The sequence below is a fragment of the Segatella copri genome, assembly GCF_026015295.1.
Lineage (GTDB): Bacteria > Bacteroidota > Bacteroidia > Bacteroidales > Bacteroidaceae > Prevotella > Prevotella copri_C.
This window is the reverse complement of the sequence record NZ_JAPDUW010000001.1, coordinates 3,799,405-3,823,859: the sequence shown is the minus strand read 5'-3', so window position 1 is coordinate 3,823,859 and position 24,455 is coordinate 3,799,405. Positions and strand designations below refer to the sequence as shown.

Sequence of the window (24,455 nt, the reverse complement as noted above, 5' to 3'; positions counted from 1 at the left end):
GTAAATGTTGTACCTGATTTTGGCCCTGGTGGTCCTAGGCTTGATAAGCGCCATTTTCGGCATCATCTCTCATCGCAAGGGAGAGGATGAAGAACCGCTGCAGGAAGGAGTTTCGTGCAATACCTGCAACGGAGAGAACTCCAAATGCGAACAGGAATGCATGATGGAAGCCGCCACCAAGGAAATAGAATACTACGATGACGAGGAACTCGACCGGTTTGCAGGAAGAGCTGCCGACGACTATACCGATGAGGAGGTAGAGGAATTCTCGGAAGTGCTCTATACGATGCAGCCAGACGAAGTGGCGGGATGGAATCGAAGTCTGATACTGAGAGGCATCAACCTGCCTAACCAGATAAAGGACGAAGTCATCAGTTTTTTAAGTTAAACATGCAATGCGCAATGCGTAACATGCAATACGCAAAGTTCAAAATTCAAAGTTCAAAGTAAAAACATGGATATACTGCAATATACATTTTTTCAGAACGCGCTGATTGGCGCCCTACTGGCAAGCATCCTGTGCGGCTTTGTAGGCACCTACATCGTCACACGCCGGCTGGTTTTCATCAGCGGTGGCATTACGCATGCCTCTTTTGGCGGCATCGGTATCGGCGTATTTGCAGGCATCAACCCCATACTCTCTGCCATGGTATTCGCCATTTTGAGTGCCTTTGGCGTGCAATGGGTATCACGGAAGAAAGATGTGCGCAAAGACTCTGCCATCGCCATGTTCTGGACCCTTGGCATGAGCGTGGGCATCATCTGCTGCTTCCTTACTCCTGGCTTCATGCCCGACCTGCCCTCTTTCCTCTTCGGAAGTATACTTGCCATCGACAGCACAGACCTCTGGCTACTGGCAGGTCTTACCCTGTTTGTTGCATTGCTGTTCACCTTTCTGCTGCGTCCTATCCAGACCATCGCATTCGACAGCACCTTTGCCAAATCGCAACATCTGCCGGTTACAGCGATAGAATATATGATGATGACACTCATCGCCATGACCATCGTGGCAACCATCAAGATGGTGGGCATCGTACTTGCCATCAGTCTGCTCACCATACCACAGATGACAGCCAACCTCTTCACCTACAGCTACAAGCGCATGATAGGAGCCAGCATCGTGATAGGCTGCATCGACTGCATCGTAGGCCTCTATGCCAGTTATCTGCTCAATGTGCCATCAGGTGCAACCATCATCTTCGTCAGCATCATCCTGTTTGCAGCAGCACGGATACTGGCAGCCAGAAAGCACTAAGGCTTTCACACGCCCTGAAAGAAAAATTTTAAAATAAAGAAGAAACTTATGTTGAAGCATTTCCCATTCAGAAACCTCTTGCCAGCTATGGTTGTCCTTGCCTTTGCAATGACCATAGCAGGATGCTCTACGCAGAAGAATACGGCGAAGAGCAGATGGTGGCATGCCTTCAACGCCCGATACAACACCTATTATAATGGTACCGTAGCCTATATAGAAGGCTCGCTCGAAAAGGAAAACGGAAATAAGGACAATTACTCTGAAATGATTCCTTATTATACTGTAGGCAACAAGAACAGCCGCGAACTGGGCAAGTCGAACTACGACCGCGCCATCGAGAAATGCGAGAAAGCCATTCACCAGCATAGCATCAAGCGTCGCCCGGTATGGGACAAGAAACGCCGCAAGACTGCCAAAGACCTGGAATGGCTGCATCGCCGTGAATATAATCCGTTCCTTTGGAAGGCATGGATGCTGCTGGGCCGTTCCCAGTTTTTTGAAGGCGATTTCCAGTCGGCAGCAGCTACTTTCGCCTATATGAGCCGTCTCTACGCCACCCAACCCGGCATTTACGGCAAGGCACGTGCCTGGCTCGCCAAGAGTTATCTGGAATCGGGATGGATATACGATGCCGAAGATGTAATCCGTAATATCGAGCGCGATTCCATCCACTGGCGTGCCCAGAAGGAATGGGACAAGACCTATGCCCTCTACTATCTGAAGACCGGACGCTATCAGGAGGCCGTTCCGTATCTCCGCAAAGCCATCGGCTATGAGATGCGACGCAAGCAGAAAGCCCGCCTCTGGTATCTGATGGGACAGGTAGAAGCACAACAGGGACATGCCCAGAATGCCTACCGTGCCTTCAAGCATGTCATCCGTCTCAATCCGCCTTACGAACTGGAGTTTAATGCCCGCATCTCCATGACCGAGGTACTGGCAACCAACAACTCCCGGAAGATGGTGTCCAAATTGAAGCGAATGGCAGCGAGCGACAAGAATCAGGAATATCTCGACCAGGTTTATTATGCCATTGGTAACATACATCTCAACCAGGGCGATACCCTTCAGGCTATTGCTGCATACGAAAAGGGTGCCGCGAAATCAAGCCGAAACGGAGTAGAGAAAGGTGTATTGCTGCTGCATCTGGGCAATGTATACTGGCAATGCCACCGATATGGCGATGCCAAGCGTTGCTATGATGCAGCCATCGGACTCCTAGACCAGGACCGTAAAGACTACAAACAGCTCTCCGACCATTCGAAGGTTCTCGATGAACTGGTGCCTTATACCGACGCCATCCATCTGCAGGACTCCCTGCAATCACTCGCCCGCATGAGCGAAACAGAACGGAATGTCGCCATTGACAAGGTGATAGAAGCCCTGAAAAAGCAGGAAAAGGAAGAAAAGAGAAGACTTGCCGATCAGGAACTGGCAGAAAAACAAGACAACCAAAGTGCCGGCAGAAACAACGGCAATGGTTATAACAGCAGAAATAACAGGAATCAGGGAAACAGCAATGCCTCATCCGGCTTCGGAAACGGAGCCATGGGCAACGGCGGTTTCGGCAACAGCAATACCTGGTATTTCTACTCCCAATCTGCCGTAGCCCAAGGCAAACAGCAGTTTGAACGCCTCTGGGGTAAGAGAAAGAACATAGACAACTGGCGACGGAGCAACCAGACCGTAGTGGCCGATGCCAAAGGTGTAGAAGAAATGACCGACGAGCAGCGCGATTCACTCCTCAACGAGGCACAGAAGAAAGACCTTGAGAAGGAGAAAGAGAAGAACTTGAGTGCAGAAGAAGATCCGCATCAGCGTGCCTACTATCTCGCTCAGATTCCGCTCACCGAAGAGAAGATGGCAGAAAGCAATCAGATTCTGGACGACGGTCTGCTGCATGCCGGCATCATCCTGAAAGATAAACTCAATGATCTGGACGAAAGCGAACACATGCTGCAGCGACTGGTAAAGAAGAACGCAGCATACGAACATCTCGATGATGCCTACTATCACCTCTACCTGCTCTACAACATCAGGAAGCAGCCAGCCATCGCCAGCCGCTATCTCGACCTGTTGAAAGCGAATTATCCGGAGAGTCAATGGACCGCCCTGCTCACCTCTCCTTATTATGAGGAAGATGCGAAGATGGGCATTCATCTCGAAGACTCGCTCTATGCTGCCACCTACGATGCCTTCAAGGCTAACCTATATAATAAGGTGGTACACAACAGGGCTATCTCTGACAAGCGCTATCCTGAAGGAGCCAACCGCGACAAGTTCCTCTTTATCGGCGGACTCACCCAGCTCCACGAGGGTAATATCCAGGCTTGTCTCGATGATATGCAGCAGGTGGTAGAGAAATATCCGAACAGCCGACTCAGCGAAATGGCGGGAATGATTCTCAACGGAGTGAAAGCCGGCAGACAGCTCAAGGGCGGCACATTCGACCTGAGCAATGTATGGTCGCGCCGCAACGCCGTACTCAATGATGATGTCAAATCCAAAGCAAAGGTATTCAGCATTGAGCGCAACGAGCCGTTCGTCTTCATGCTCGCCTACGTTCCCGATTCTGTGAACGAGAACCAGTTGCTCTTCGAGATGGCGAAATATAATTTCACCTCCTATCTCGTGCGTAATTTCGACCTCGTCATTGACGAGCAGAATGGTCTGCACCGCATGCAGGTAAAGGGATTCCGCAATTACGATGAAGCACGCCAGTATGCTAACGACATCTACCAGCATCAGGCCATCACCCAGCTCCTCTCAAAGGGAGCCCGCGGCATCGTCATCAGCGAACCAAACCTCCTGCTGCTGGGCACCAGTCTGAGCTACGATGACTATACCCTCTTCTATACCCAGCATCTGGCACCGCTGAAAATCAGCAAGGACCCACTGCTTGAAGAACCGGAGGAAATCATCCAGCAGGAAAAGACTGATGATTCAGAAGAAAATGAAGAAGAAACCGGAACTGCCGAAAGCGGAATAACCGGTGAAATAGAAACCGGAACTACCGGAACATTCGATAATGGTACGACCGGAACTTTCAGTAACGGAACTACCGGGACCCAGGGAACCGATGCGGATATAAAGGAAGAAAAAGCACCAAATACAACTTTCGACAACGACGACAGTCTGGATTTGGACAGCGAAGAATATGATTTAGATGGATTTTAATGGACAGTCAGCTGGAATATGATGATTTCGTCAGTATGTTTTGAGATAACTGAAGTTTCACAAGTCTTGCCCCACACGCTTTCCAAAAAGTAAAAAGGGGCTTTTAAAGGTAAAAAAGTAAAAAGGTAAAAAGGTAAAAAGAGCACCCTAGCTTAACATTCCGCTAGGCTCTTTTTACCTTTTTACTTTTTTACCTTTTTACTTTTCACACAGTTCCCAGTATCGCTGGGCAAGGTCATGGATGAACTTTCGTCCTCGTTCGGTCCATACGAGATAGGTATGGGTGTAGGCTCTGCCCATCTTCTCCTGTCTGCCATCGCTCTTCGGGTCAAGGAAGGCGCTGTAGCGGGTACGGCTCTTGGCTAAACCCATGTGAGCATAATCGGCATAAAGAAGATACTGACCGCTCTGGTAGTACTGGATATGCAGAGCACAGAGCGAGCGGTTCAGCTCCTGGGCTGTGATGCCGAGCTCCTTCGCAATCTGCGTCGTAGTGAAGCAGGAAACAGAATCGAGCACGTTATCGCTATAAAGCGCTTTCGGCAGAAGATTACCCACCTGATTCTCCAACTGTATGATGTTCTCACCATTCTTGGCGTTGCGAACCACCTGCTCATCCACCACATCATTCAGACGTCGAATTTCCGTATCCTGTTCGCCGATAAGCTTCTTCTGCTGTTCAATCTGCAGACGTTGCTTCTTCAGCAGATTCTCCTTCTCCTTGAGCGTAGCACGGAGGATTTCTTCCGCATGTCGGATTGTCTCCTCATCACTCTCTCCCTGCTGCACCGGGATATAACCACCCGTCTTGCGAATCTGTGGCAGCACATCTGAAGTAACCCAGTTCTTGAACTTCACGGCAGTAGAAAGCTTAGAGCCGAGAACCAAAGCATAGAAACCACTCTCGTTGACGAAGATCATCTGCTGGCGGCGTTTTGAGGGTGTACCATCCTTACGCAGGCTTCCCGATACCTTGACGCTGTGTTTTACAGCGTCAAGTGGGTTAACTAGCTGAGCTACAGCGCATCTTGCTCTTTTATACCCCAGCACATCACAGACATCCTTTGCACAGAACTGCGGTTCTCCATTTTCACCGGTCAAGGTACGAATCTTACCGAATTCAGGGTTTTCAAACACGACAGCAATTGCTGCCTTCTTATCCATTTCTACTTTATTTGTATTTACTGACTTTACCATAATAATTTGTTTTTAAAAATTAATCACTAAAAATTCAACATTCAACACTCAACATTCAAAAATCAACATTCAACATTACAAAATCGTAATCCAAACGCTCTCCTCCCGTTCCCTTGCTGCGGTAATGGCATTCATAAGCCTGTGCAACCAGATGCGGGAATTAAAGACGGCACCCTGTAATTTATTTTCACCTACCAGGATGCAGCCCTGCGTATCATCGGGATAATTACCGGCATGAATGCGGATGCCCTCAAAATCAGGAACACCCTGCACCAGCGGAAGCCACTTCTTAAACCTTGGCGATTTCGAGATAACAACAGGATACGAGCCTTCCGGTATCGCCGTATGACCCGGTATCTTGCGGGCTTTCTTACCCGATACCCTACTGTACCGTCCATCCTCCTCTTCCGGTTTCAGTTCGACACCCAGGAGATTTCTCCACGTAGGCTCCAGGGTATCACAGAAGTAATGCTCCTTGTCCAACTTCGCCTTATCGAAGCTGTGCTCAAAGATACGCTTGTCGCCTATTTTTACCCCCGAACGCCAGGTACGCTTCACGTCCTTATCGCTCAGGATATAAAGATGACCTATCGTATAAGTCTTCTTTTTTGCTATTCTTTTTACTACTATTTCCATAACTCAAACTCCATTAAGATTCTAATATTTTTACCTCTTTACCATCCTTGCGGTTACGTAGCTTTTCAAAACTGAATAACTGAATACTGATTACGTCACCCGTTACACCCTTAGGCGGAATCTTCCGGATATAGTTTCGGTTCACCCAATTACGCAACATCGAAGGAGTGCCCTTCTTGTCCATGCCCAACTGCGAGCGGAGATATTCTGCCTGCTGGAAATTAAAGACATCAGGCAACTGCTGCAACAGATTTGCCGGTCCACGCTTACTCGATTTCTCGTTCGAAAAGTTCGCCCTCTTGATGGCATCACCAAAGAATCGCATCTTGCAGTAGAGGTCGTAACGCTCGCTCCAGCGGATGAACTCGTCAATCTCCGGCTCCCATTTACAGCCGTTCGCCACATACAGCACACACGCCTTCAGGTAGGCGATGACGTTGGCACGGAAGGAGAGATTCTCGTAAACCCTATCCTGCGACAAGCGCGAGAACTCAGCATTCTCATCCTTCAGTTTGAGGGCAAGCTGGAATGCCTCAGGACAGTCAATCAGCCCCCTGGCGTTGTTCAGATTCTCGATATAAGGCTTCAGCCCCTCTCGGTAAGCATCATCGTAATCACCAAAGACAGGCATTTCATCACCGATTTCACGCTCTGGAATGGTACAGAAATTGATGCGGCTTATCGGACCATCTGTCAAAACTTTTGAGAAGTAACGCTGTCCTTTCTGGATAGTGGTAGATGCGTTCCAGTTGAACCGGATGGTTACACGTTCCGTAACACTCTGAGTTCCCACGCGAGTTTGGCCGTACTGGTTGTCGCTATCTGAGGCAAGACACATGATACGGAAATGCTGGTTTCCGGTACCCTTCAGGGCGTCAAACTGATCCAGCTCATTGAGCGAAGTGTAAAGAAATCGTCCCTGCGCCTCAGCGGTACGCATCACGAATGCCGGATTGGTCATATCGGCATCAATCTCCTGTATAACGAGGTTGTCCGGTCGCTTACGCTTGTCCTTGTTGGCGCCCTTGCGCGTCATCTCCTCCTTCCATTCCTTCTCACGTTTCAGATTCTCCGCATCCCGTTTCCGGATATCCTCCATAATATAGCTAATCGGCTTGTTTACAGAAGATTTACCAGCGCCCGTACCAGCCAGCAAGCACGTAGACAATGTAGCCTCATGCACTACATTATCAATATATCGGAAGCTCGTCTGCCAGAGGTGCGTAGCGAGCGGTGGGAAGATAGCGTGCGCCACTGCCGGTTTATAAACCTCCGGTGTCCGAGATATCAGCAGTTCCACCAGTTTCGGCAGTTTCTCCGGCATCGCTGGCGGTTCCGGATAATCCTCCTCGCTACTTTGAACTTGGAGCATAGAACTTTGAACTGTATGATTTGCGTTAGGGCTATTAACTGTTAACTGTAAACTATTAACTTGTTGGCTGGCCTGTTTTTCCGCCAGCGCATTCACCCTTATCACATCCCTCGACATCGGCTTGCAGCTGTCAGCATATTTCGCATAGAAATCATGTATCAGCTGATGGCAGTCATCCTCCTGATAGTAGCTCGGCATTTTCGTCCTCACCACCTTCATCAGTTCCTCCTCGCTCATCACCCTCGAAGCGCCTGCGCTCATGATAGCGAGGAGCGAAGAGTGCCGAGACCCGACGGAATCTATCGCCATCCCCTCAAGCCCAGCCGACTGCACGAACAGATCAAAGGCTATCAGATTCTTCTCACTGGCCGCTCCCAGTTCACCAGTGCCATAATTGCCCGAAAGTCTATTGTTTTGAACTTTGTCATTACTATTAACTGTAAACTGTAAACTATTAACTTTTGCATCCCCCCTTCCGTCCACGGTCAGCCCACGGTCCAGAAAAGCCTTTCTGCGAGCCTGTATCTCGCTCTCCGGCAGCACTGCGCACCACATTTTAGACCGGTAGATTTCCGAGTCCTTATCCGTCAGGAAAATCATTCTCTCAGGTGTGATGCAGCTTTCATCATAAGGCACGCCGAGCGCCTCACAATACGCCTTCTGCGTCTCTTCGATGGTCATCCCAACCGGCATTCTAATCCCGATATGCAGCTTCTTGCGAGCGCTATAACAGAGATGCAGCAACGAGCCGTTCCATATCCCCGAAGAGCAGTTCAGCTCGCGCGCCTTCTCGATAGCCTTCTCCACATACTCCTTATCATCCACATCGATAATCGTCTGGAAGAGAAAGCTTTCCGGCAAGGCATTCTCCTGTCTGCGCACATTATTTTTGAACATGCCGTAGTGCGGACAGAAGAAAGGCAGCTCGCTCTTGAGCCTCTCCTGCGCCTTCTTCACCGCCTGCGCATCGTTCAAATCCACTCCGTCAATCGGCAATTCACCCCGAATCTGCTGAATCATCTTCTTCACGCTATCCGATTCAATCACCTTATCATAAGTATCCATGCCATAGGAAAACACTTTCCCCTTATTTCCCTTACGATAAGGATTAATTGCCACTACATGTACTATCTCCATTTTACCTCCATATTTTATTAATCGAACACTTCGCTGTTAATCATGATATACCCTGAGCCATAGCTTACATTGATAGGCAGAATCAGCGAGTTATCCGAAATCTCCTGGACCCCGTTCGCCTCGAAGAGCGAAGCATTCTCGGCATCATTCAGTCTGCTCTTGACGAACCCTATTACCCATTTTGCCGCAATCTTCTCGGCGGCAACATCCTTGTCTACAAGGTCCTTCACCAGCTGTTCATCGCAGAAGTTGATATCCGCATTCACGTTCTCAGCCTCCGCTTCTTCCTTCCCCATTTCCTGGTTCTCGAAGAAGAGGTTATACTTGATTTTCATGTCCTTCTTCATCACGATGTTCAGATTTTTCAGTTCCCCCTCCGAGTCAGCAATCGTTTCATAGAGTTTCTGTACCGACTTCTTGAAGATGTTCTTCACGTCCATCAGACAGTAATAGATTTTCCCGTCAATCACCACCACCCTCAGTTTTCCGTACTGCGGATGAGTAAAATAAAAAGGTTTCATTGCTTTCATCTTATAAATTCCTTTTTAAAACAGTTGGGCGCTCCCACAACGGTTGATGTGCCTATACACAAAAGCCCCCGAAACTCAGACCATATCGGTTCTGAATTCCGGGGGCAAATGTACGGCGATTCTGCGACAAAAAACTAGTACGTACCAGTACTGTCGTACTAGTACTACTTGCAAAAAACGGTCATTTAACCTATATATTTATTGATTTTATCTCCAAATTCACCCATAGAAGGCATTGAGATAGCTTCATTGTAGCGCGTTCTGAGCACAGCAGGGTTCATATCCCATAACTGTGAGAATACTTTCCATAGCTTGGTAATATGCAGTTTGATGGATAACTTATAGGCAAGATAACCTTTCTGGTAGCCAGAAAGATTGACAGGCTGGTAGTTTTCATCCAAAATCCCATACTCATACAAACTTTTCAGAATCTGTTGTGCTTTTTCTCCTTTCAATTCTTTAGGAATATTACGTTTATGAGGTAAGAATAACTTAGTTATGCCAGATGCTTTCTTTTTATTCCCTTTGTCCTCTTCATCATCATCTTCAAAGTCAGCTTCCGTCACATCGGAATTAGAAAAATCATCTCTCTTATACCTCTCTCTTGCGGCATCATGCGAAGGATTGAAGTTCACGACATTGCCAAGATTCACACCTCCCACATGAATATCTCCATTAAAATTTAGTATGCAACTGACTTTCATGATTCAAAAAGACTTATAAGGTTATCAACACTTGTAGTACCCTCAAACACGCGAATGCCTTTCAGGTTAACTACGATATCAACACTCATACTGATGATTCCCAACACAGCCAGGGCAATCTTCAGTTTTACGATAAGTTTAGTCATATATCTTCTCATTTTAAGATAGACTAAATTTACTTCCTCAATCTTGGAAGAAGAGGTGGCCCCTGAAAGTTTTCCAGGGTGAATCCTTACTTCGGAGACATTGAGCTGCAGAGCAGTATGAGGAATGCCTCCCCCGATTTCATGTTGAATTTTTCATTTTTACTCTGTTTTTAAGTTATTAATTGTTATTGTTTCTCTATAATAGCTGCGCAAGCACTTATGCACGGCTAAATCTCATGATATTTTTTTTAAATATTGTTGCTCAATTATTTATTGCGAGGTGAAAAATTGCTTTGCATTTCTTCTACTTTCTCTTTCAACTTGTCAAGTTGTTTCAAGTCTCTCCCTATCGTAGCCCAGTGCCAAAAAGCCTCATTGAAGTTCTTTTCGAACTTATCTTTTTCAAAATTTTTACTCTCCGCAACATGTTTCTTATTCAGCGTATCAATGATAGTATCCCAATGATAAAGGATGCAATAACACCACCGCCGCTGCTGGTAAGGCTTGAACTTCACTTTTCTTTTCAACACATTTATTACTGTATCATACTTGATATGCGTAATATTAGAGAACTGATATGGAGATAGCAGTTCAGCTCCATCACCTATAAAAGACTTTAGATACAAGATGATGCACTCTTCTTGTATCTCATTGATTCTGTCGTCTAGCTGAGCTAAGTTCTTCAGAATCAACTTTTGTCTATGTTCTGCAATATCCAACATAATGGTGTAAATTTATGCGAATTTACAACTAATTATTTGAACAGCAAAGCCGACTCCCCAGCTACCATGAATAGCCGGATATATTTTTCAAAAACATTAATATTTAAGCTATATTTTACTATAGTATAACAAGAAAAAGGGGAAAAAAGTGAGCAATTTACGTTACTCGCCTTCTTCCCCTTACTTTTTATGATTTTACGGTAGGTGCATCGCTCTGCACAATCCTTATTTCATAGCAATCTTGATAGAATCCTTACCCACTTTGGCGATAACCAAAGACTCGGAAACGGCATAAGAGGCAGCACCATTCGCTGCAACCGTAGAGCCGAGATACTTGCCATCTGTAGCATAGAACTTCACCACTTCGCCATTGTCAAGACCAGAGAGGCTGATGATGCCATCATGAGCCGAAGCCACCACGCCCCGTGTTCTTACCTGATTAATGTTGGTACCATTCTCCAGGTTAGCATTAATCCAATACAAAGTTGCTTCTGCCTTATCAGATGCAGTATAGCCATCAGCTGTAGCATAAACAGAAATCTTATAGGCTGCAGAAAGAGATACCTCCCCATTTTCATTCAGCGCATCAGACGTTATATCTGTATCAGTTATTGTATAATAATACTTTGCTCCTGTTGTTTCGCAAGCGAACATCAACTTGCCTGATTCGTAAGAGATAGATGGTGTAGAGCATTGAGTAATAGGCTTGTTACCATCTCCTGTTTCGTCAGGATTCCAGGCATAAATATATTTATAACTGGATCCAAAAGCATTTTTATAATTCTGAAGATATTCTGTTGGGACTTTGATAATAGTTGTAATTGATATATATGATAGAGATGTATACTTTGGCACTTTACCTTTAAAATAAATAGTTTCAAGACTACTGCAATCTTTGAAGCAATCAAAATCCAATGAAGTAACAGAAGAGGGGATGGTGATGGAGGTCAAATTACTGCAACCTTCGAAGCAATAATTCCCCAATGAAGTAACAGAAGAAGGGATGGTGATTGAGGTTAAACCACTGCAACCTTCGAAGCAATAGTTCTCCAATGAAGTAACAGAAGAAGGGATGGTGATTGAGGTCAATTTGTTGCAACCATAGAAGCAACCACTACTCAATGAAGTAACAGAAGAAGGGAGGGTGATTGAGGTCAAACTTTTGCAGCCATAGAAGCAACCACTACCCAATGAAGTAACAGAAGAAGGAATGGTGATAGAGGTCAAACCACTGCAATTCCAGAAGCAACCACTACCCAATGAAGTAACAGAAGAAGGAATGGTAATAGAGGTCAATTTGTTGCAAGCATAGAAGCAACCACTACCCAATGAAGTAACAGAAGAAGGGAGGGTAATAGAGGTCAATTTGTTGCAAGCATAGAAGCAATTTCCTCCCAGCGAAGTGACTGAAGAAGGGATGGTAATAGAGGTTAAACTACTGCAATAACTGAAGCAATTTTCTCCCAGCGAAGTGACTGAAGAAGGGATGGTAATAGAAGTTAAAGCAACGCAACTTCTAAAGCAACCATCACCCAACAAAGTAACAGAGGAAGGGATGGTGATTGAGGTCAAACCATAGCAACCAGAGAAGCAATTATTACCCAATGAAGTAACAGAGGAAGGGATGGTGATAGAGGTTAAACTACTGCAATAACTGAAGCAATTTTCTCCCAATGACGTAACAGTGTTAGGGATGGTGATGGAGGTCAAGCCACTGCAACCAGAGAAGCAAGCATCCCTCAATGAAGTAACAGAGGAAGGGATGGTGATTGAGGTCAAACCACTGCAACCAAAGAAGCAATGATCACCCAATGAAGTAACAGAGAAAGGAATGGTGATGGAGGTCAAGCCACTGCAACCAGAGAAACAACCATAACCCAATGAAGTAACAGAGGAAGGAATAGTGATAGAGGTCAAACTTTTGCAGCCATAGAAGCAATCATCACTCAATGAAGTAACAGAAGAAGGGATGGTGATAGAGGTTAAGCCCCAGCAATAAGAAAAACAATAAATACCCAATGATGTAACAGATGAAGGGATGGTGATGGAGGTCAAACCACTGCAACCAGAGAAGCAATAATTACCCAATGAAGTAACAGAGGAAGGGATGGTGATAGATTTTATACCACTGCAATCATAGAAACACTTTTCCTCGAATGAAGTAACAACATACCCCATTCCATCACTACTATTAACTTTTTCTGGAACAACTATATCACCGGAATATTTACTATCAGTTTTAGGCATAAGAGTTGCTGTCTTAGCACCAGTATCCAACAAATAACGAAGCCCACCAATCACTTCAAATTTGGTTTCTTGTGCCATCGCAGAACTTGCCATCATGAGCATCAGAACTACCAACATGACAAAGCCCTTAAAAGAGCTGCGGGTTCCACATTTACTTCCCAAGAACCCTTTTCTTAAAGTAAAATTTCTCATAATCTTATATATTAAATTACACTTTCTATATATATAAGAGGCAAAGCCTCAACCACTATATCATTTTAGAAATATCCTTTCCCTATTTTAGGAATGGCTTCAAATGTTGTCTCTTCGGGCAAAGATTCTTCTTTTCTATATTCTCCTTCAAAAGTACAACAATATTTCGAAACACGCAAGAAAATCGGGAAAAAGTTTTAGAAAAAGTTACTGGCAAGGGGGAAATGTTTATAAGTGCGCGAAAAATATAAGAAAGATGAAATGGTATCCGATTATTCGGATTCTTTTGTATCTTCGCGAAATAGAATCAAAAGAAAAGAATTATGAAGAAAGTATCAAATGACATGAGATGGTTCGTTGACCGAAATTCCGTTATACAATGTTAAATAGCATATTTAGAATGCATATTCTTAAACAAAAAGTTGGCATTTTGGAATGAAATTAGTATTTTTGCAGCAACAGTTCCTGCCACGCCTCTTCTTGAAAGCGTACCACGGCAGGACTTCGTGTTTTATATTATACTGAAGTACTCAGCTTTATGAGTCTTCAGTTTCTTCACCCATTCTGCCAGCTTGGGAGAAGAGCTTTTTATAACTATTGTTTATTTACATGTACCATAAGCCTATAGATTAAAATTCGAATATTTTTAAAGTTTTTGCCCTTACAGGGCGTTGGTTTATATTTCATTAATACCCAGGGTGTTGCCCTGGGCTAGGAGCTTCTGCCCCTTCAGGGCGTATGGGGCAAGCCGAAAGGGTGCAGCCGAGATATACACTACGCCTGAAGCGGCTTCAATTCTTCTGTCAATCCAGTAGCCTGCATGATTTGCGACCAAGACATACCCATTGACAACAAGTTACGGGCTATTGTCAAACCTTTAGATAATTCACCTTCTGCACGAGCTTCTGCTCTACCTTTAGCTATTCCCTTTTTCTCTCCTTCAACATAAGAGCCATAAAGGCCGGAGTAGTAATCATCAACAGCCTTGATACTTTCATCGTATTTTTCCCGCTACTCACTACTCAAGAAACGAACATCTGGCAATTTTGCAAGATGTTCGAGCATCTTCTTTTGTTCCGCTAAAGGCAAATTCTTAAATACTTCATCCATTTCCATATACTTCAATACAGAAATCAATTTTTCAATGCCAGTTCTTATTTCCTCATTTTCTGAATTTCCTCCAGCGGAAGCTCGGTGGCCGTTGATACTTGCGCTTCAGAAAGCCCCATTGACAAAAGGCGGTAAGCTGTGTCTAACTTTTCTTTAGCCATCCCTTTAGCCATTCCTTTAGCCATCCCTTTAGCCATTCCTTCTGCTCTACCTTTAGCCATTCCCTTTTCCTCTCCTTCAACATAAGAGCCATAAAGGCCGGAGTAGTAATCATCGGCGGCCTTAATACTTTCATCGTATTTTTCCTGCTCCTCACTACTCAAGCAACGCACATCCGCCAATTTAGCAAGATGATCGAATATCTTTTTCTGTGCCGTAAAAGGCAATCTTTCCAATACTTCCATATACTTCAAAACATAAATCCATTTTTCAAAACCTGTCTCGCATTCTTCCTCACTCTTATCAAAGAAAGGAAGAGAAAGATAGATGAAACGAAGCTTGTCAGAAAACATCGAGTCACTAGACTTCTCCCTCAAAGCAACGTCTGTCCTAAACTTTGTCACCTCATGCTCCTTTGGCATAAAATTCATGATGCAAACCACATAAACCGGCACAAACTGGTATAAAACAGGAGTACGGTCACCTGCTTCATCAAACTTCTTGCGTTGGGCAACAAAAGCCTTACTAGCATAATAGATGGAACGATTCACAAAGAAGGGTACCCATCTGTTCTGCATCTCAACGATGAAATGCTTGTCATCGTCGGTAACACAATAGATATCAAAGATGCAGCCACGGAGATCATTAGTATCTCCAAGCTGTTCCTTATCCTTGAATGTTACGTCCTTGATTTGAAACTCACCTTCAAACAAGTCGTTCAAAAAATTAATCAGCAAGTCCTTACTGAACTCTTGACCGAAGAGACGCTTGAAGCCCCAATCGGTAAAGGGGTTGATGTATCTACCCATAAATTATCAATTTAGATTCTGTAAATCTGCCGCAAAGATAAACTTTTATTTCGAAACATGCAAGAAAATCGGGGAAAAGTTTAGAAAAAGTTGCTGGCAAGGGGGAGAATGTTTATAAGTGCGCAAAAAATATAAGAACAATCCTTTCTGCAATTGCCTTGTTCCGTATTCAGTATTCAGTTATTCAGTTTTTTTTTAAACCCTTACATGGATAAAGGGTTTGAAAACCCGAAAGAAAGGGATTGGTTATTTTGTAATGTATTTTTTATTATTATATTATATTATATATATTTATATATATATATATAGATATATAGATAGTATATAAACTTTACTTTTTAAGGGGGTAAAAAGTAACCCCTTAAAAAAAAACTGAATAACTGAATACTGAATAAGGTGCTGTGTTTTCTTCTCTTTAACTCTATGTTTTCTCTTCTGAAAAAGTATGAGTTGCGGGGCGCAAAACGGCGAGTTAGATTGTTTAACAGGTTTCGGATTGAAAGCGTGCTGAAATCGCGCCTTATCACACGCTGAAATTTGGTGGTATCGGGAAATTGGCGTATCTTTGCACTGTCGTTCAAAGAAAGGCTTGTGCACCCCGCCAAGTCAACATTCAACATTCAACATTCAACACTATTAATTTAACATTCAACATTAAAACTAAAGATTATGGAACAGAAAGGAACATTGAAATATCGTAAAGTACAGCGCACACCTCAGACTGGTGAAAACGCAGGTAAGAAGAAGTGGTATGCTACTTCGGTAACCGACCGCGAAGTGGACTTCGAGGGATTCGTATCGCATATCTCCGACCACGGCTCGCCTTACTCACGAGGTACCATCCACGGTGTGCTGATGGATGCACTCGACCATCTGCAGGAGCTGATTCTCGACGGCAAGAGCGTGCGTCTCTCTGACCTCGGACTGTTCTCCATCGGTATGAGCTCCAAGGCGGAGGATACCAAGGAGAAGGTGACAGCTGCCAGCGTAGAAGGCGTGCACCTGATTGTGAGAAACACGAAGAGCTGGAGCAATGCCGAGCTGCGCAAGAAGTGCAAGATTCAGGAGTACGGCGGCTATATCGGCACCGACGAGGAGGGCACCACAGGCGGCGGTGGCACAACTCAGGGCGGCGGCTCTGACACCAGCCAGGGCGGCTCGGGTACAACCGGCGGCGGAACCCAAGAAGGCGGCGGAGGCGGCTCTCAGGATAGCGGCGACGGGCTTGAATAAAGCCCTCGCCTGAGGGCCGCCCTGGCTAGAAGCCAGCGCATCCCCCACCAAGTCAAAATTCAACACTCAACATTCAACATTAAAAAAGTCAACATTCAACACTCAACATTCAACATTCAAACTATGAAAGTAAACACTTGGAAAACGATTTTGCAGATTGCAATCTCCGTCCTTACAGCCATCGCTACTACGCTCGGAGTTACCAGCTGCACTCTTTAAAGGTAAAAAAGTAAAAAGGTAAAAAAAAAGATGTTTTTTAAATTTTGATTCGACATAGCAAAGCCCTCGGTGCATAACGCATCGGGGGCTTTTTTATTTAGGTCTTAAGAACTGCTTTTAGCTATTTCTACAAAGAACAGAAGAAGGTAACCAGGAAGGGTACAGAAAAGTCGACACAGAAGCCATGAAAGATGGAAACGATGATGAAACTCTCGCCCGAATATCGGGTGATGATAGGTAACGTTGTATCCATGGTCGTGGCTCCACCTACACTGATAGGTGCCAGTTTGCCGAAGTATTTTGCCAGCAGCGGAGCACACAGCAGGGTGAGAATCTCGCGGAAAATGTTGGCAAGAAGGGCGATGGTTCCCAGTTCGGCGCCCCTGTATTCGGTGATGAAGATACTCGAAAGAGAGTAATATCCGAATCCTGAACCGATTGCCAGACAATCGGTAAGCTGGCGGTGGCTCAAGATGAGAGATACGGCGGCACAACCTGCCAGCGTACCCAGAATGGTCATCACAGGGAGCATCATCAGACGGGGATTCACCTTCTTGAAACTCTTCAGCACAGAGGTATCGCAACCGATGCTGATACCTACGCAGAACATCAGGCAGCAGAGTGCACAATAGCTCACGTCGCTATCCAGAAGACCTGCCGGAATCACATCACACAAGCCTACGATGATACCCAGAACAAAGAAGCTTACGATAATCAAACTGCCTTTCATGCCTTGCCTCCTTTCCCGGTTTCAGCGTGAGCCGACGATTTAGCCTGCTTTGCTGTAACATACTTCCACAATGCCCAAGCAAAGAGTGCACTACCCAGACTGCCTCCCAAGGTCAGGGCTATCGCCTCAAGTCCCAGGGTCTGAAGACCGCTGATGATACGAGGGTTAGAACCTACCTCGATACCGAGCAGGAACAGGAGTACCCATATCAGCGCCGTGATGATACGGCCGATAAAACTCATTTTCTTGTTGCGGAGCAGATAGCCGGTACCTATTCCGCATAGCATAATCATTACTATCTTGAGCATTGTTTCTTGTTTTTCTTCTTTTTATTGTTCGTTTTTATGAATTACCTTACCATAAGAAACGGATTCCCGGTCGTATTATTGCTAAATAGACAAACTTTTCAAGTAATTGCGTCTGATCATAATGCTTACGTTTAGTTATACAAATAAGTTTTAATTAACCTATGTTTTTAGGTTTTGTCACAAGGTAATACAAACGTTTTCATAAAAAGTACCAAAGAATCTTTATCATTAACTCTCTTTAACGTAAAGTCGTGTTCCCCATTCCATTTTTCTTTGTACTTTAGCACCCCGAAAAGAAAAAGGATATAAAATATGAGCAACGGATTATTACTTTGGATAGACGACGAGATAGAACTTCTCAAGGCACACATCATCTTTCTGGAAAAGAAAGGATACGAAGTGCAGACGGTAAGCAACGGCCCTGATGCCATTGAACTTTGCCGCCAGCAGACCTTCGACCTCATCCTGCTCGATGAGATGATGCCGGGACTCAGCGGACTGGAAACCCTGCTACGCATCAAGGACATCCAGCCTGCCACACCGGTAGTGATGTGCACCAAGAGCGAAGAAGAAAACATCATGGACCAGGCAATCGGTTCAAAGATAGCCGACTATCTGATAAAACCCGTAAACCCGAACCAGATTCTGCTCTCGCTCAAGAAGAACATCCACCGCAAAGACATCGTGGCGGAGGTGACGCAGAGCGGATACCAGCAGGACTACCAGCAGATAGCCATGCAGATGATGGAATGCAGAAGTGCGGAAGACTGGATGGAGATTTACAGGCGACTGGTAAGCTGGGAACTGAAGCTGAGCGATACGGCAAGTCCGATGGCAGAGATGCTGGGCATGCAGAAGGAAGAGGCTAACCAGGGGTTCGCCAAATACATAGCCAAGAACTATCTCGACTGGGTGAGTCCCGACAACAGAGACCGCCATCTGATGAGTCCCGACATCTTCAAGCGCAAGATATTCCCGCTGCTTGATGAGGGCAAGAAGGTGTTCCTGATTGTGATAGATAACTTCCGCTATGACCAGTGGCGCATGCTGGCTGAAGACATCGGCGACCTGTTCGACATCGACGAGCAGCTCTACATGAGCATCCTTCCTACCGCCACGCAATATGCGCGCAACGCCATCTTCAGCGGTCTGATGCCGAACAAGATAGCCGAAATGTTCCCTGACCTCTGGGTAGATGAGGACGAGGAGGAAGGCAAGAACCTCAACGAGGCGCCGCTGATACAGACCCAGATAGAGCGATTCAGAAAGCACTATACCTTCAGTTATCACAAGGTGAACGATTCGCAGGGTGCCGACCGTTTCCTGGAGCATTACAACGAATGCCGGAACAACGACCTGAACGTGCTGGTGATTAACTTCATCGACATGCTCTCTCACGCGCGTACCGAATCTAAGATGGTGCGCGAGCTTGCCAACAACGAGAGTGCCTACCGCAGCATCACGCAGAGCTGGCTCCGCCATTCGGTTCTCTCCGAACTCTTCAAGCTCCTTTCGCAGAGCGATTACCAGGTAGTGCTCACCACCGACCACGGCAGCATCAGGGCATCGAAACCAATCAAGATTGTAGGCGACCGCAACACGAACACCAACCTGCGCTACAAGCTGGGCAAGAATCTGGCTTACCAGAGCAAGGAAGTTTTCACCATCAAGGAGCCTCAGCGTGCCCAGTTGCCGGCACCTAACCTGAGTACCTCGTATGTATTTGCCACGGGCGACAGTTTCTTCGCCTATCCGAATAATTATAACTATTATGTGCAATACTACAAGGATACCTTCCAGCACGGCGGCATCTCGATGGAGGAAATGCTCATACCGCTCATCACGCTGACACCGAGAAAAAGGTAAGAAGGGATAGTTAATAGTAATCATAAAGATCAAAGTTCAAAGTAAACATATATGAAGATAAAAATTGACTCATTAGACACGATCCATGAAGCAGCCAAGGAATTTCTGCAGAACATGGGCGACGGCAAGGTCTTTGCCTTCTATGGCAAGATGGGAGCCGGAAAGACAACATTTGTAAAAGCTATTTGCGAAGAACTGGGCGTAGAAGATGTCATCACATCTCCTACCTTCGCCCTCGTAAACGAATATACAGCGGGCGACGGCTCACCTGTCTACCACTTCGACTTCTACCGCATCAAGAAACTCGAGGAGGTATACGACATGGGCTACGAAGATTATTTCTACAGCGGCAACCTCTGTTTCCTGGAGTGGCCGGAACTGATAGAAGAACTGCTGCCGGAAGACTGCACCAAAGTGACTATCACCGTAGAAGAAGACGGAACAAGAAGCGTAGAATGGTAAGTCACCGACAGCCCCGAACAAAAAAAAGCATCTGGCTGAGAACATATTTTCTCAAGCCAGATGCTTTTATCATTTCCTATCCGGGCTGATTACAGGAGAGCCTGGAACTTCTCGGTAAGGGTTGCCTTAGAGGCTGCGCCAACATACTTATCTACCAGCTGGCCACCCTTGAAGAAGAGGATGGTAGGGATATTACGAACACCAAACTCCATAGCGATGTCGTCGTTCTCCTCTACATCACACTTACCTACTACCACCTTGCCGTCAAACTCCTCAGCAAGTTCTGATACGATAGGAGCAATCTGGCGGCAAGGACCGCACCATGTTGCCCACAAATCTACTACCAATGGCAGTTCGCCATTCTTGTAGCTCTCGAAATTCTCGGTTGTAATTGTTACTTCCATTTTTCTATACCTTTTTATATTAAAACTAAAATTATCTCTAATTGATCTGATAGCTCATCTTAGGATGCTGCTCGATATACTGGATGAGGGCATGTCCCACACCCACCGTATGCTCACGGGCACGCATCAGCAGATAGGTATTGCTGTCAACATCATGTATCTGGAAAAAGAGCTGCGCCTTGCCCTCGTCATTCTCCAGAATAGTCTGCAGGTCGCTGACCATCGTTTCATCTATCGCATCGCTCTCCACATTGATGGTAAAGCGGTCGATGCGGTTCTCCTTGACCGTCTGCAGATACTCCACATTGCCTATCTGGAAATCGAGATAGTTGGCATTGCCGTAACGGGAAACGCACTTGGCGGTGATGTAGATGGTGCTGCCTTCAACCATGATGCCGCGCCACTTGCCCCAGTCTTCGCCAAAGAGAGCCAGCTCGCCTGAGCCCTCAAAGTCTTCGAGCGTAACGAAACCGCACGGCTTGCCCGTCTTGGTAAACTTCGACTTCACACCCGTGATGATGCCGCCCAGCACCACATCCTCCTTCTTTGCCAGCTCCTGCTTGTCACCCAGTTCAGAGCAATGGGTATTGCAGAGGGAGTTGAGGATGATGCTGTACTCATCGAGCGGATGGGCAGAAAGATAGATGCCCACAAGCTCGCGCTCACGGTTCAGACGTTCGATGGTGCTCCAGCTCTCTGCATCAGGAATAGGCGGCGTAGCTATCTCTATCGCCTCGGTACCGCCAAAGAGTGAGTTGGCAGCCTCGTGCTGTTCCTGCTGGAAGAGCTGACCGTAGCGCACCAGCGTATCGAGGAAGGTTTCGCCCTTGTTGTTCTTGCCGAAGAACTGCTCGCGACGGATGCCGAAGCTGTCGAAACCGCCACTCAGCGCCAAGGTTTCGAAAGCCTTGCGGTTCACGCTGGAGTAATCTACACGCTCGGCAAAATCGAAGATGCTCTTATAAGGTCCGTTCTTCAGTCGCTCTGCCACGATGGCATCGGCTGCCGGAGCACCCATACCCTTGATGGCTGAAAGACCGAAACGTATCTCTCCATGCTCGTTCACACCGAACACACGGTAACTCTCGTTCACATCCGGACCCAAGGTCTTGATGCCCATCGACTGGCACTCCTCCATCAGCTTGGTGATTTCGGTAATCTGTGCAAAGCGTCGGGTCATCAGCGCCGCCATATATTCGGCAGGATAGTGCGCCTTGAGATAGGCAGTCTGGTAGGCTACCCACGAATAACAGGTGGCATGAGACTTGTTGAAGGCGTAGGAAGCAAACTTCTCCCAGTCGCCCCATATCTTCTCCAGCACCTTCGGGTCGTGGCCGTTCTCCTGTCCCTGCTTGATAAACTTAGGCTTCATCGCATCTACGATAGCCTTTTTCTTCTTACCCATCGCCTTACGCAGCGCATCTGACTCGCCTCGGGTGAAGCTCGCCAACTGACGGGAGAGAAGCATCACCTGCTCCTGATAGACCGTGATGCCGTAGGTATCCTTCAGATACTTCTCCATACACGGGATATCGTAGGTAATCGCCTGCTTGCCGTTCTTGCGGGCAATGAAGTCAGGGATATAATCCATAGGTCCCGGACGGTAGAGGGCGTTCATGGCGATGAGGTCCTCGAATACCGTAGGTTTCAGCTCACGGAGATACTTCTGCATACCCGGCGACTCGAACTGGAAGGTTCCGATGGTCTGACCGCGCTGATAGAGCTGATAGGTCAGCTCGTCATCGATAGGGATGGTATCGAGGTCAACGACATCGCCCGTAGTCTGCTTGATAACCTTGCATGCCTCCTTCATCTCGGAGAGGGTCTTCAAGCCCAGGAAGTCCATCTTAATCAGACCGGTGGTCTCGATGACATGGCCGTCGTACTGCGTTACCGCCGTCTTCAGTCCCGGGAAATCAGGGTCATCGGCAGTAGATACAGGCACCCAGTTGCTGATAGGGTCGCGGCAGATGATGAATCCGCAGGCATGGATACCCGTGCCTCGGATGGTTCCCTCGAGCATCTTGGCATACTTGATGGTATTGCTCTCGCGGGGATCGTTGGAGAACTCTGCCTCGCGCAGCTCTGGGGTATATTTGATGGCATTGGTCAGGTTCATCTTGGCACCGTCAGGCAATCGGTCTGGGATAGCCTTGCAGAGTGCATTCGCCTTATCCAACGGCAACTTCTCTACACGCGCCACGTCCTTGATGGAGTTCTTCGTCGCCATGGAACCATAGGTAATGATATGGGCACAGTTCTCATGACCGTACTTATCCATTACCCAGCGCAATACCTTGCCTCGGCCGTCATCATCAAAGTCGGTATCAATATCCGGAAGGTTCACACGGTCTGGGTTCAGGAAACGCTCAAACAGGAGGTCGTACTTCAATGGGTCAATCTTGGTAATGCCCAAGCAGTAAGCCACCACCGAACCTGCCGCAGATCCACGGCCCGGGCCCACCATCACGCCGAGTTCCTCGCGCGCCGCCCTGATGAAGTCTGACACGATGAGGAAGTAGCCCGGGAAACCCATGGTCTTCATCACGTGGAGCTCGAAGTTTACATGCTCGTCTACATTCTCGGGCAGCGGGTCGCCATAAAGCTTTTTGGCTCCCTCGTAGGCAAGGTGGCGCAGATATTCTGCCTCAAACTTGATACGGTATATCTTATCGTAACCGCCCAATCGGTCGATTACCTTCTGACCTTCCTCTGGTGGCAGCGGGTTCTTGCCGTTCTCATCAGAGGTAAACTCCTTGTAGAGGTCTTCTTCTGATACCTTCTGTCGCAACTGCTCCTCGGTACCGAAACTCTCCGGAATCGGGAAGAAAGGCATGATAGGACCATGGTCGATGCTGTAGATTTCTACCTTATCCAATACTTCGAGGGTATTGGAAAGTGCTTCGGGAATATCCGAGAACACATCGTTCATCTCCTGGCGGGTCTTGAACCATTCCTGCTTGGAATAGCGCATACGGTTAGGGTCGTCGAGATCCTTGCCGGTAGCGATACAGAGCAGATGGTCGTGAGCCTCGGCAGTCTCCTTATCCTCAAAGTGGCAGTCGTTGGTGCACACCAGTTTGATGTTAAACTCCCTTGCCATCTTGATAAGTTCCTTGTTGGCACGCTGCTGCAACTCGTAAGCCTCGCGGTTGGCAAGCAGACTTGGGTCATCGGGCACTTTATGGCGCTGGAGCTCGAGATAGTAATCATCGCCAAAGAGGTTGTGGTACCACTGGCAAGCCTCGCGGGCTCCTTCCAGGTCACCATGCAGAATCTTGGATGGCACCTCGCCTGCAATACATGCCGAACAGACGATGAGGTCTTCGTGATACTTCTCCAGATCGGCACGGTCGGTTCGTGGGCGCATGTAGTAACCATCCACCCACGAATTGCTCACCAGCTTGATGAGGTTCTTGTATCCATTATAATTCTTGGCAAGTACAATGAGGTGATAACCGCTCATATCGCCCTTATCCTTCTCTCGGTCGGCTTTGGTTCGGCGTGCCACATACATCTCGCAGCCTATGATAGGCTTGAAAGGTTCGAGTCCCTCCTTCTTGCGGTCTTTATTAATCTTGCCGCAATAGTCGGTGAGTTCCTTGATGCCGAACATCACACCGTGGTCGGTTACCGCCATACCCTTCATGCCGTCCTTGATGGCCTTATCTACCAGATGCGGTATCTTCGACTGGCCGTCGAGGATGGAGTATTGGGTGTGTACATGCAAATGAACAAAATCTTCCATTATCTGTTTAAAATTCGAATTTTGACAACAAAGTTACGGCGAAATATTGAAAAAGCCAAAAGAAATATGCGAAAATATTGAAAAAGGTAAAA

At 46.6% G+C, this 24,455-nt stretch carries 20 protein-coding genes; 7 read left to right on the top strand and 13 right to left on the bottom strand.

Annotated features, from left to right (window positions below):
* Positions 1-4 precede the first annotated feature (4 nt).
* From ONT18_RS15845 to ONT18_RS15835, 3 genes are all read left to right on the top strand, one after another.
* A complete protein-coding gene (locus tag ONT18_RS15845; RefSeq protein ID WP_119230069.1) occupies positions 5-388 on the top strand; it encodes a hypothetical protein in 384 nt (127 codons plus the stop codon).
* A gap of 66 nt (positions 389-454) precedes the next feature.
* Complete coding sequence (locus ONT18_RS15840; protein ID WP_022122084.1) at positions 455-1,255, top strand: metal ABC transporter permease; 801 nt, start codon at positions 455-457, stop codon at positions 1,253-1,255.
* A gap of 87 nt (positions 1,256-1,342) precedes the next feature.
* Positions 1,343-4,432 carry a tetratricopeptide repeat protein gene (locus ONT18_RS15835; protein WP_437183744.1) on the top strand — a complete coding sequence of 1,030 codons (3,090 nt, stop codon included), beginning with the start codon at positions 1,343-1,345 and terminating at the stop codon, positions 4,430-4,432.
* A 198-nt stretch (positions 4,433-4,630) separates the two neighbouring features.
* Here ONT18_RS15835 and ONT18_RS15830 read toward each other — a convergent pair whose 3' ends face one another.
* The 9 genes from ONT18_RS15830 to ONT18_RS15790 form a co-directional block, all read right to left on the bottom strand.
* A complete protein-coding gene (locus ONT18_RS15830) occupies positions 4,631-5,629 on the bottom strand; it encodes a phage antirepressor (RefSeq protein WP_264906690.1) in 999 nt (332 codons plus the stop codon).
* A gap of 75 nt (positions 5,630-5,704) precedes the next feature.
* Positions 5,705-6,265 carry a DUF5675 family protein gene (locus ONT18_RS15825; RefSeq protein ID WP_200757080.1) on the bottom strand — a complete coding sequence of 187 codons (561 nt, stop codon included), beginning with the start codon at positions 6,263-6,265 and terminating at the stop codon, positions 5,705-5,707.
* Between the two features lie 13 nt (positions 6,266-6,278).
* Positions 6,279-8,774, bottom strand: a complete 2,496-nt coding sequence (locus ONT18_RS15820) for a hypothetical protein (protein WP_264906687.1) — start codon at positions 8,772-8,774, stop codon at positions 6,279-6,281.
* 17 nt (positions 8,775-8,791) lie between these two features.
* The gene (locus ONT18_RS15815) at positions 8,792-9,304 is read right to left on the bottom strand and encodes a spore coat protein (protein ID WP_264906685.1); all 513 of its coding nucleotides are present in this window, start codon (positions 9,302-9,304) and stop codon (positions 8,792-8,794) included.
* Positions 9,305-9,489: 185 nt separating this feature from the next.
* Positions 9,490-10,008 (bottom strand): hypothetical protein, encoded by a 519-nt coding sequence (locus ONT18_RS15810; protein WP_264906683.1) that lies wholly within the window; start codon positions 10,006-10,008, stop codon positions 9,490-9,492.
* Positions 10,005-10,154, bottom strand: a complete 150-nt coding sequence (locus ONT18_RS15805; protein ID WP_153119371.1) for a hypothetical protein — start codon at positions 10,152-10,154, stop codon at positions 10,005-10,007. The genes ONT18_RS15810 and ONT18_RS15805 overlap by 4 nt, the downstream gene beginning before the upstream one ends.
* A gap of 266 nt (positions 10,155-10,420) precedes the next feature.
* Entirely contained in the window at positions 10,421-10,876 is a 456-nt protein-coding gene (locus ONT18_RS15800) for a hypothetical protein (RefSeq protein ID WP_118201835.1), read from the bottom strand.
* 225 nt (positions 10,877-11,101) lie between these two features.
* Complete coding sequence (locus ONT18_RS15795) at positions 11,102-13,315, bottom strand: leucine-rich repeat domain-containing protein (RefSeq protein WP_264906680.1); 2,214 nt, start codon at positions 13,313-13,315, stop codon at positions 11,102-11,104.
* Between the two features lie 1,154 nt (positions 13,316-14,469).
* Positions 14,470-15,393 (bottom strand): Rpn family recombination-promoting nuclease/putative transposase, encoded by a 924-nt coding sequence (locus tag ONT18_RS15790; RefSeq protein WP_264906678.1) that lies wholly within the window; start codon positions 15,391-15,393, stop codon positions 14,470-14,472.
* Between the two features lie 669 nt (positions 15,394-16,062).
* Between ONT18_RS15790 and ONT18_RS15785 the strand changes: the two genes are divergently transcribed.
* Together ONT18_RS15785 and ONT18_RS15780 are read left to right on the top strand one after the other, a co-directional pair.
* Complete coding sequence (locus ONT18_RS15785; RefSeq protein WP_264906676.1) at positions 16,063-16,626, top strand: HU family DNA-binding protein; 564 nt, start codon at positions 16,063-16,065, stop codon at positions 16,624-16,626.
* Between the two features lie 123 nt (positions 16,627-16,749).
* Positions 16,750-16,845 carry a smalltalk protein gene (locus ONT18_RS15780; RefSeq protein WP_153118391.1) on the top strand — a complete coding sequence of 32 codons (96 nt, stop codon included), beginning with the start codon at positions 16,750-16,752 and terminating at the stop codon, positions 16,843-16,845.
* A gap of 127 nt (positions 16,846-16,972) precedes the next feature.
* On the opposite strand, the gene ONT18_RS15775 is transcribed toward ONT18_RS15780, so the two are convergent.
* Together ONT18_RS15775 and ONT18_RS15770 are read right to left on the bottom strand one after the other, a co-directional pair.
* Complete coding sequence (locus ONT18_RS15775; protein ID WP_006847844.1) at positions 16,973-17,575, bottom strand: lysine exporter LysO family protein; 603 nt, start codon at positions 17,573-17,575, stop codon at positions 16,973-16,975.
* Positions 17,572-17,883: a LysO family transporter gene (locus ONT18_RS15770; protein ID WP_022122090.1), complete on the bottom strand. Its 312-nt coding sequence runs from the start codon at positions 17,881-17,883 to the stop codon at positions 17,572-17,574. The genes ONT18_RS15775 and ONT18_RS15770 overlap by 4 nt, the downstream gene beginning before the upstream one ends.
* Before the next feature lie 312 nt (positions 17,884-18,195).
* On the opposite strand from ONT18_RS15770, the gene ONT18_RS15765 reads away from it, so the two are divergent.
* Positions 18,196-19,749, top strand: a complete 1,554-nt coding sequence (locus ONT18_RS15765; protein WP_118190969.1) for a bifunctional response regulator/alkaline phosphatase family protein — start codon at positions 18,196-18,198, stop codon at positions 19,747-19,749.
* 51 nt (positions 19,750-19,800) lie between these two features.
* A complete protein-coding gene (tsaE, locus tag ONT18_RS15760) occupies positions 19,801-20,211 on the top strand; it encodes a tRNA (adenosine(37)-N6)-threonylcarbamoyltransferase complex ATPase subunit type 1 TsaE (RefSeq protein ID WP_118066007.1) in 411 nt (136 codons plus the stop codon).
* Between the two features lie 89 nt (positions 20,212-20,300).
* On the opposite strand, the gene trxA is transcribed toward tsaE, so the two are convergent.
* Positions 20,301-20,615: a thioredoxin gene (trxA, locus tag ONT18_RS15755; RefSeq protein WP_264906671.1), complete on the bottom strand. Its 315-nt coding sequence runs from the start codon at positions 20,613-20,615 to the stop codon at positions 20,301-20,303.
* Positions 20,616-20,652: 37 nt separating this feature from the next.
* Positions 20,653-24,363 (bottom strand): DNA polymerase III subunit alpha, encoded by a 3,711-nt coding sequence (dnaE, locus tag ONT18_RS15750; RefSeq protein WP_117693972.1) that lies wholly within the window; start codon positions 24,361-24,363, stop codon positions 20,653-20,655.
* Positions 24,364-24,455: the final 92 nt, after the last annotated feature.

Bases quoted from the DNA above. Each gene is read 5' to 3' on its own strand.
- ONT18_RS15825 (WP_200757080.1), bottom strand. From the start codon at position 6,265: ATGGAAATAGTAGTAAAAAGAATAGCAAAAAAGAAGACTTATACGATA.
- dnaE (WP_117693972.1), bottom strand. From the start codon at position 24,363: ATGGAAGATTTTGTTCATTTGCATGTACACACCCAATACTCCATCCTC.
- ONT18_RS15845 (WP_119230069.1), top strand. From the start codon at position 5: ATGTTGTACCTGATTTTGGCCCTGGTGGTCCTAGGCTTGATAAGCGCC.
- ONT18_RS15820 (WP_264906687.1), bottom strand. From the start codon at position 8,774: ATGGAGATAGTACATGTAGTGGCAATTAATCCTTATCGTAAGGGAAAT.
- ONT18_RS15770 (WP_022122090.1), bottom strand. From the start codon at position 17,883: ATGCTCAAGATAGTAATGATTATGCTATGCGGAATAGGTACCGGCTAT.
- ONT18_RS15840 (WP_022122084.1), top strand. From the start codon at position 455: ATGGATATACTGCAATATACATTTTTTCAGAACGCGCTGATTGGCGCC.
- ONT18_RS15795 (WP_264906680.1), bottom strand. From the start codon at position 13,315: ATGAGAAATTTTACTTTAAGAAAAGGGTTCTTGGGAAGTAAATGTGGA.
- ONT18_RS15815 (WP_264906685.1), bottom strand. From the start codon at position 9,304: ATGAAAGCAATGAAACCTTTTTATTTTACTCATCCGCAGTACGGAAAA.
- ONT18_RS15810 (WP_264906683.1), bottom strand. From the start codon at position 10,008: ATGAAAGTCAGTTGCATACTAAATTTTAATGGAGATATTCATGTGGGA.
- ONT18_RS15830 (WP_264906690.1), bottom strand. From the start codon at position 5,629: ATGGTAAAGTCAGTAAATACAAATAAAGTAGAAATGGATAAGAAGGCA.
- tsaE (WP_118066007.1), top strand. From the start codon at position 19,801: ATGAAGATAAAAATTGACTCATTAGACACGATCCATGAAGCAGCCAAG.
- trxA (WP_264906671.1), bottom strand. From the start codon at position 20,615: ATGGAAGTAACAATTACAACCGAGAATTTCGAGAGCTACAAGAATGGC.
- ONT18_RS15805 (WP_153119371.1), bottom strand. From the start codon at position 10,154: ATGACTAAACTTATCGTAAAACTGAAGATTGCCCTGGCTGTGTTGGGA.
- ONT18_RS15790 (WP_264906678.1), bottom strand. From the start codon at position 15,393: ATGGGTAGATACATCAACCCCTTTACCGATTGGGGCTTCAAGCGTCTC.
- ONT18_RS15775 (WP_006847844.1), bottom strand. From the start codon at position 17,575: ATGAAAGGCAGTTTGATTATCGTAAGCTTCTTTGTTCTGGGTATCATC.
- ONT18_RS15800 (WP_118201835.1), bottom strand. From the start codon at position 10,876: ATGTTGGATATTGCAGAACATAGACAAAAGTTGATTCTGAAGAACTTA.
- ONT18_RS15835 (WP_437183744.1), top strand. From the start codon at position 1,343: ATGGTTGTCCTTGCCTTTGCAATGACCATAGCAGGATGCTCTACGCAG.
- ONT18_RS15765 (WP_118190969.1), top strand. From the start codon at position 18,196: ATGAGCAACGGATTATTACTTTGGATAGACGACGAGATAGAACTTCTC.
- ONT18_RS15785 (WP_264906676.1), top strand. From the start codon at position 16,063: ATGGAACAGAAAGGAACATTGAAATATCGTAAAGTACAGCGCACACCT.
- ONT18_RS15780 (WP_153118391.1), top strand. From the start codon at position 16,750: ATGAAAGTAAACACTTGGAAAACGATTTTGCAGATTGCAATCTCCGTC.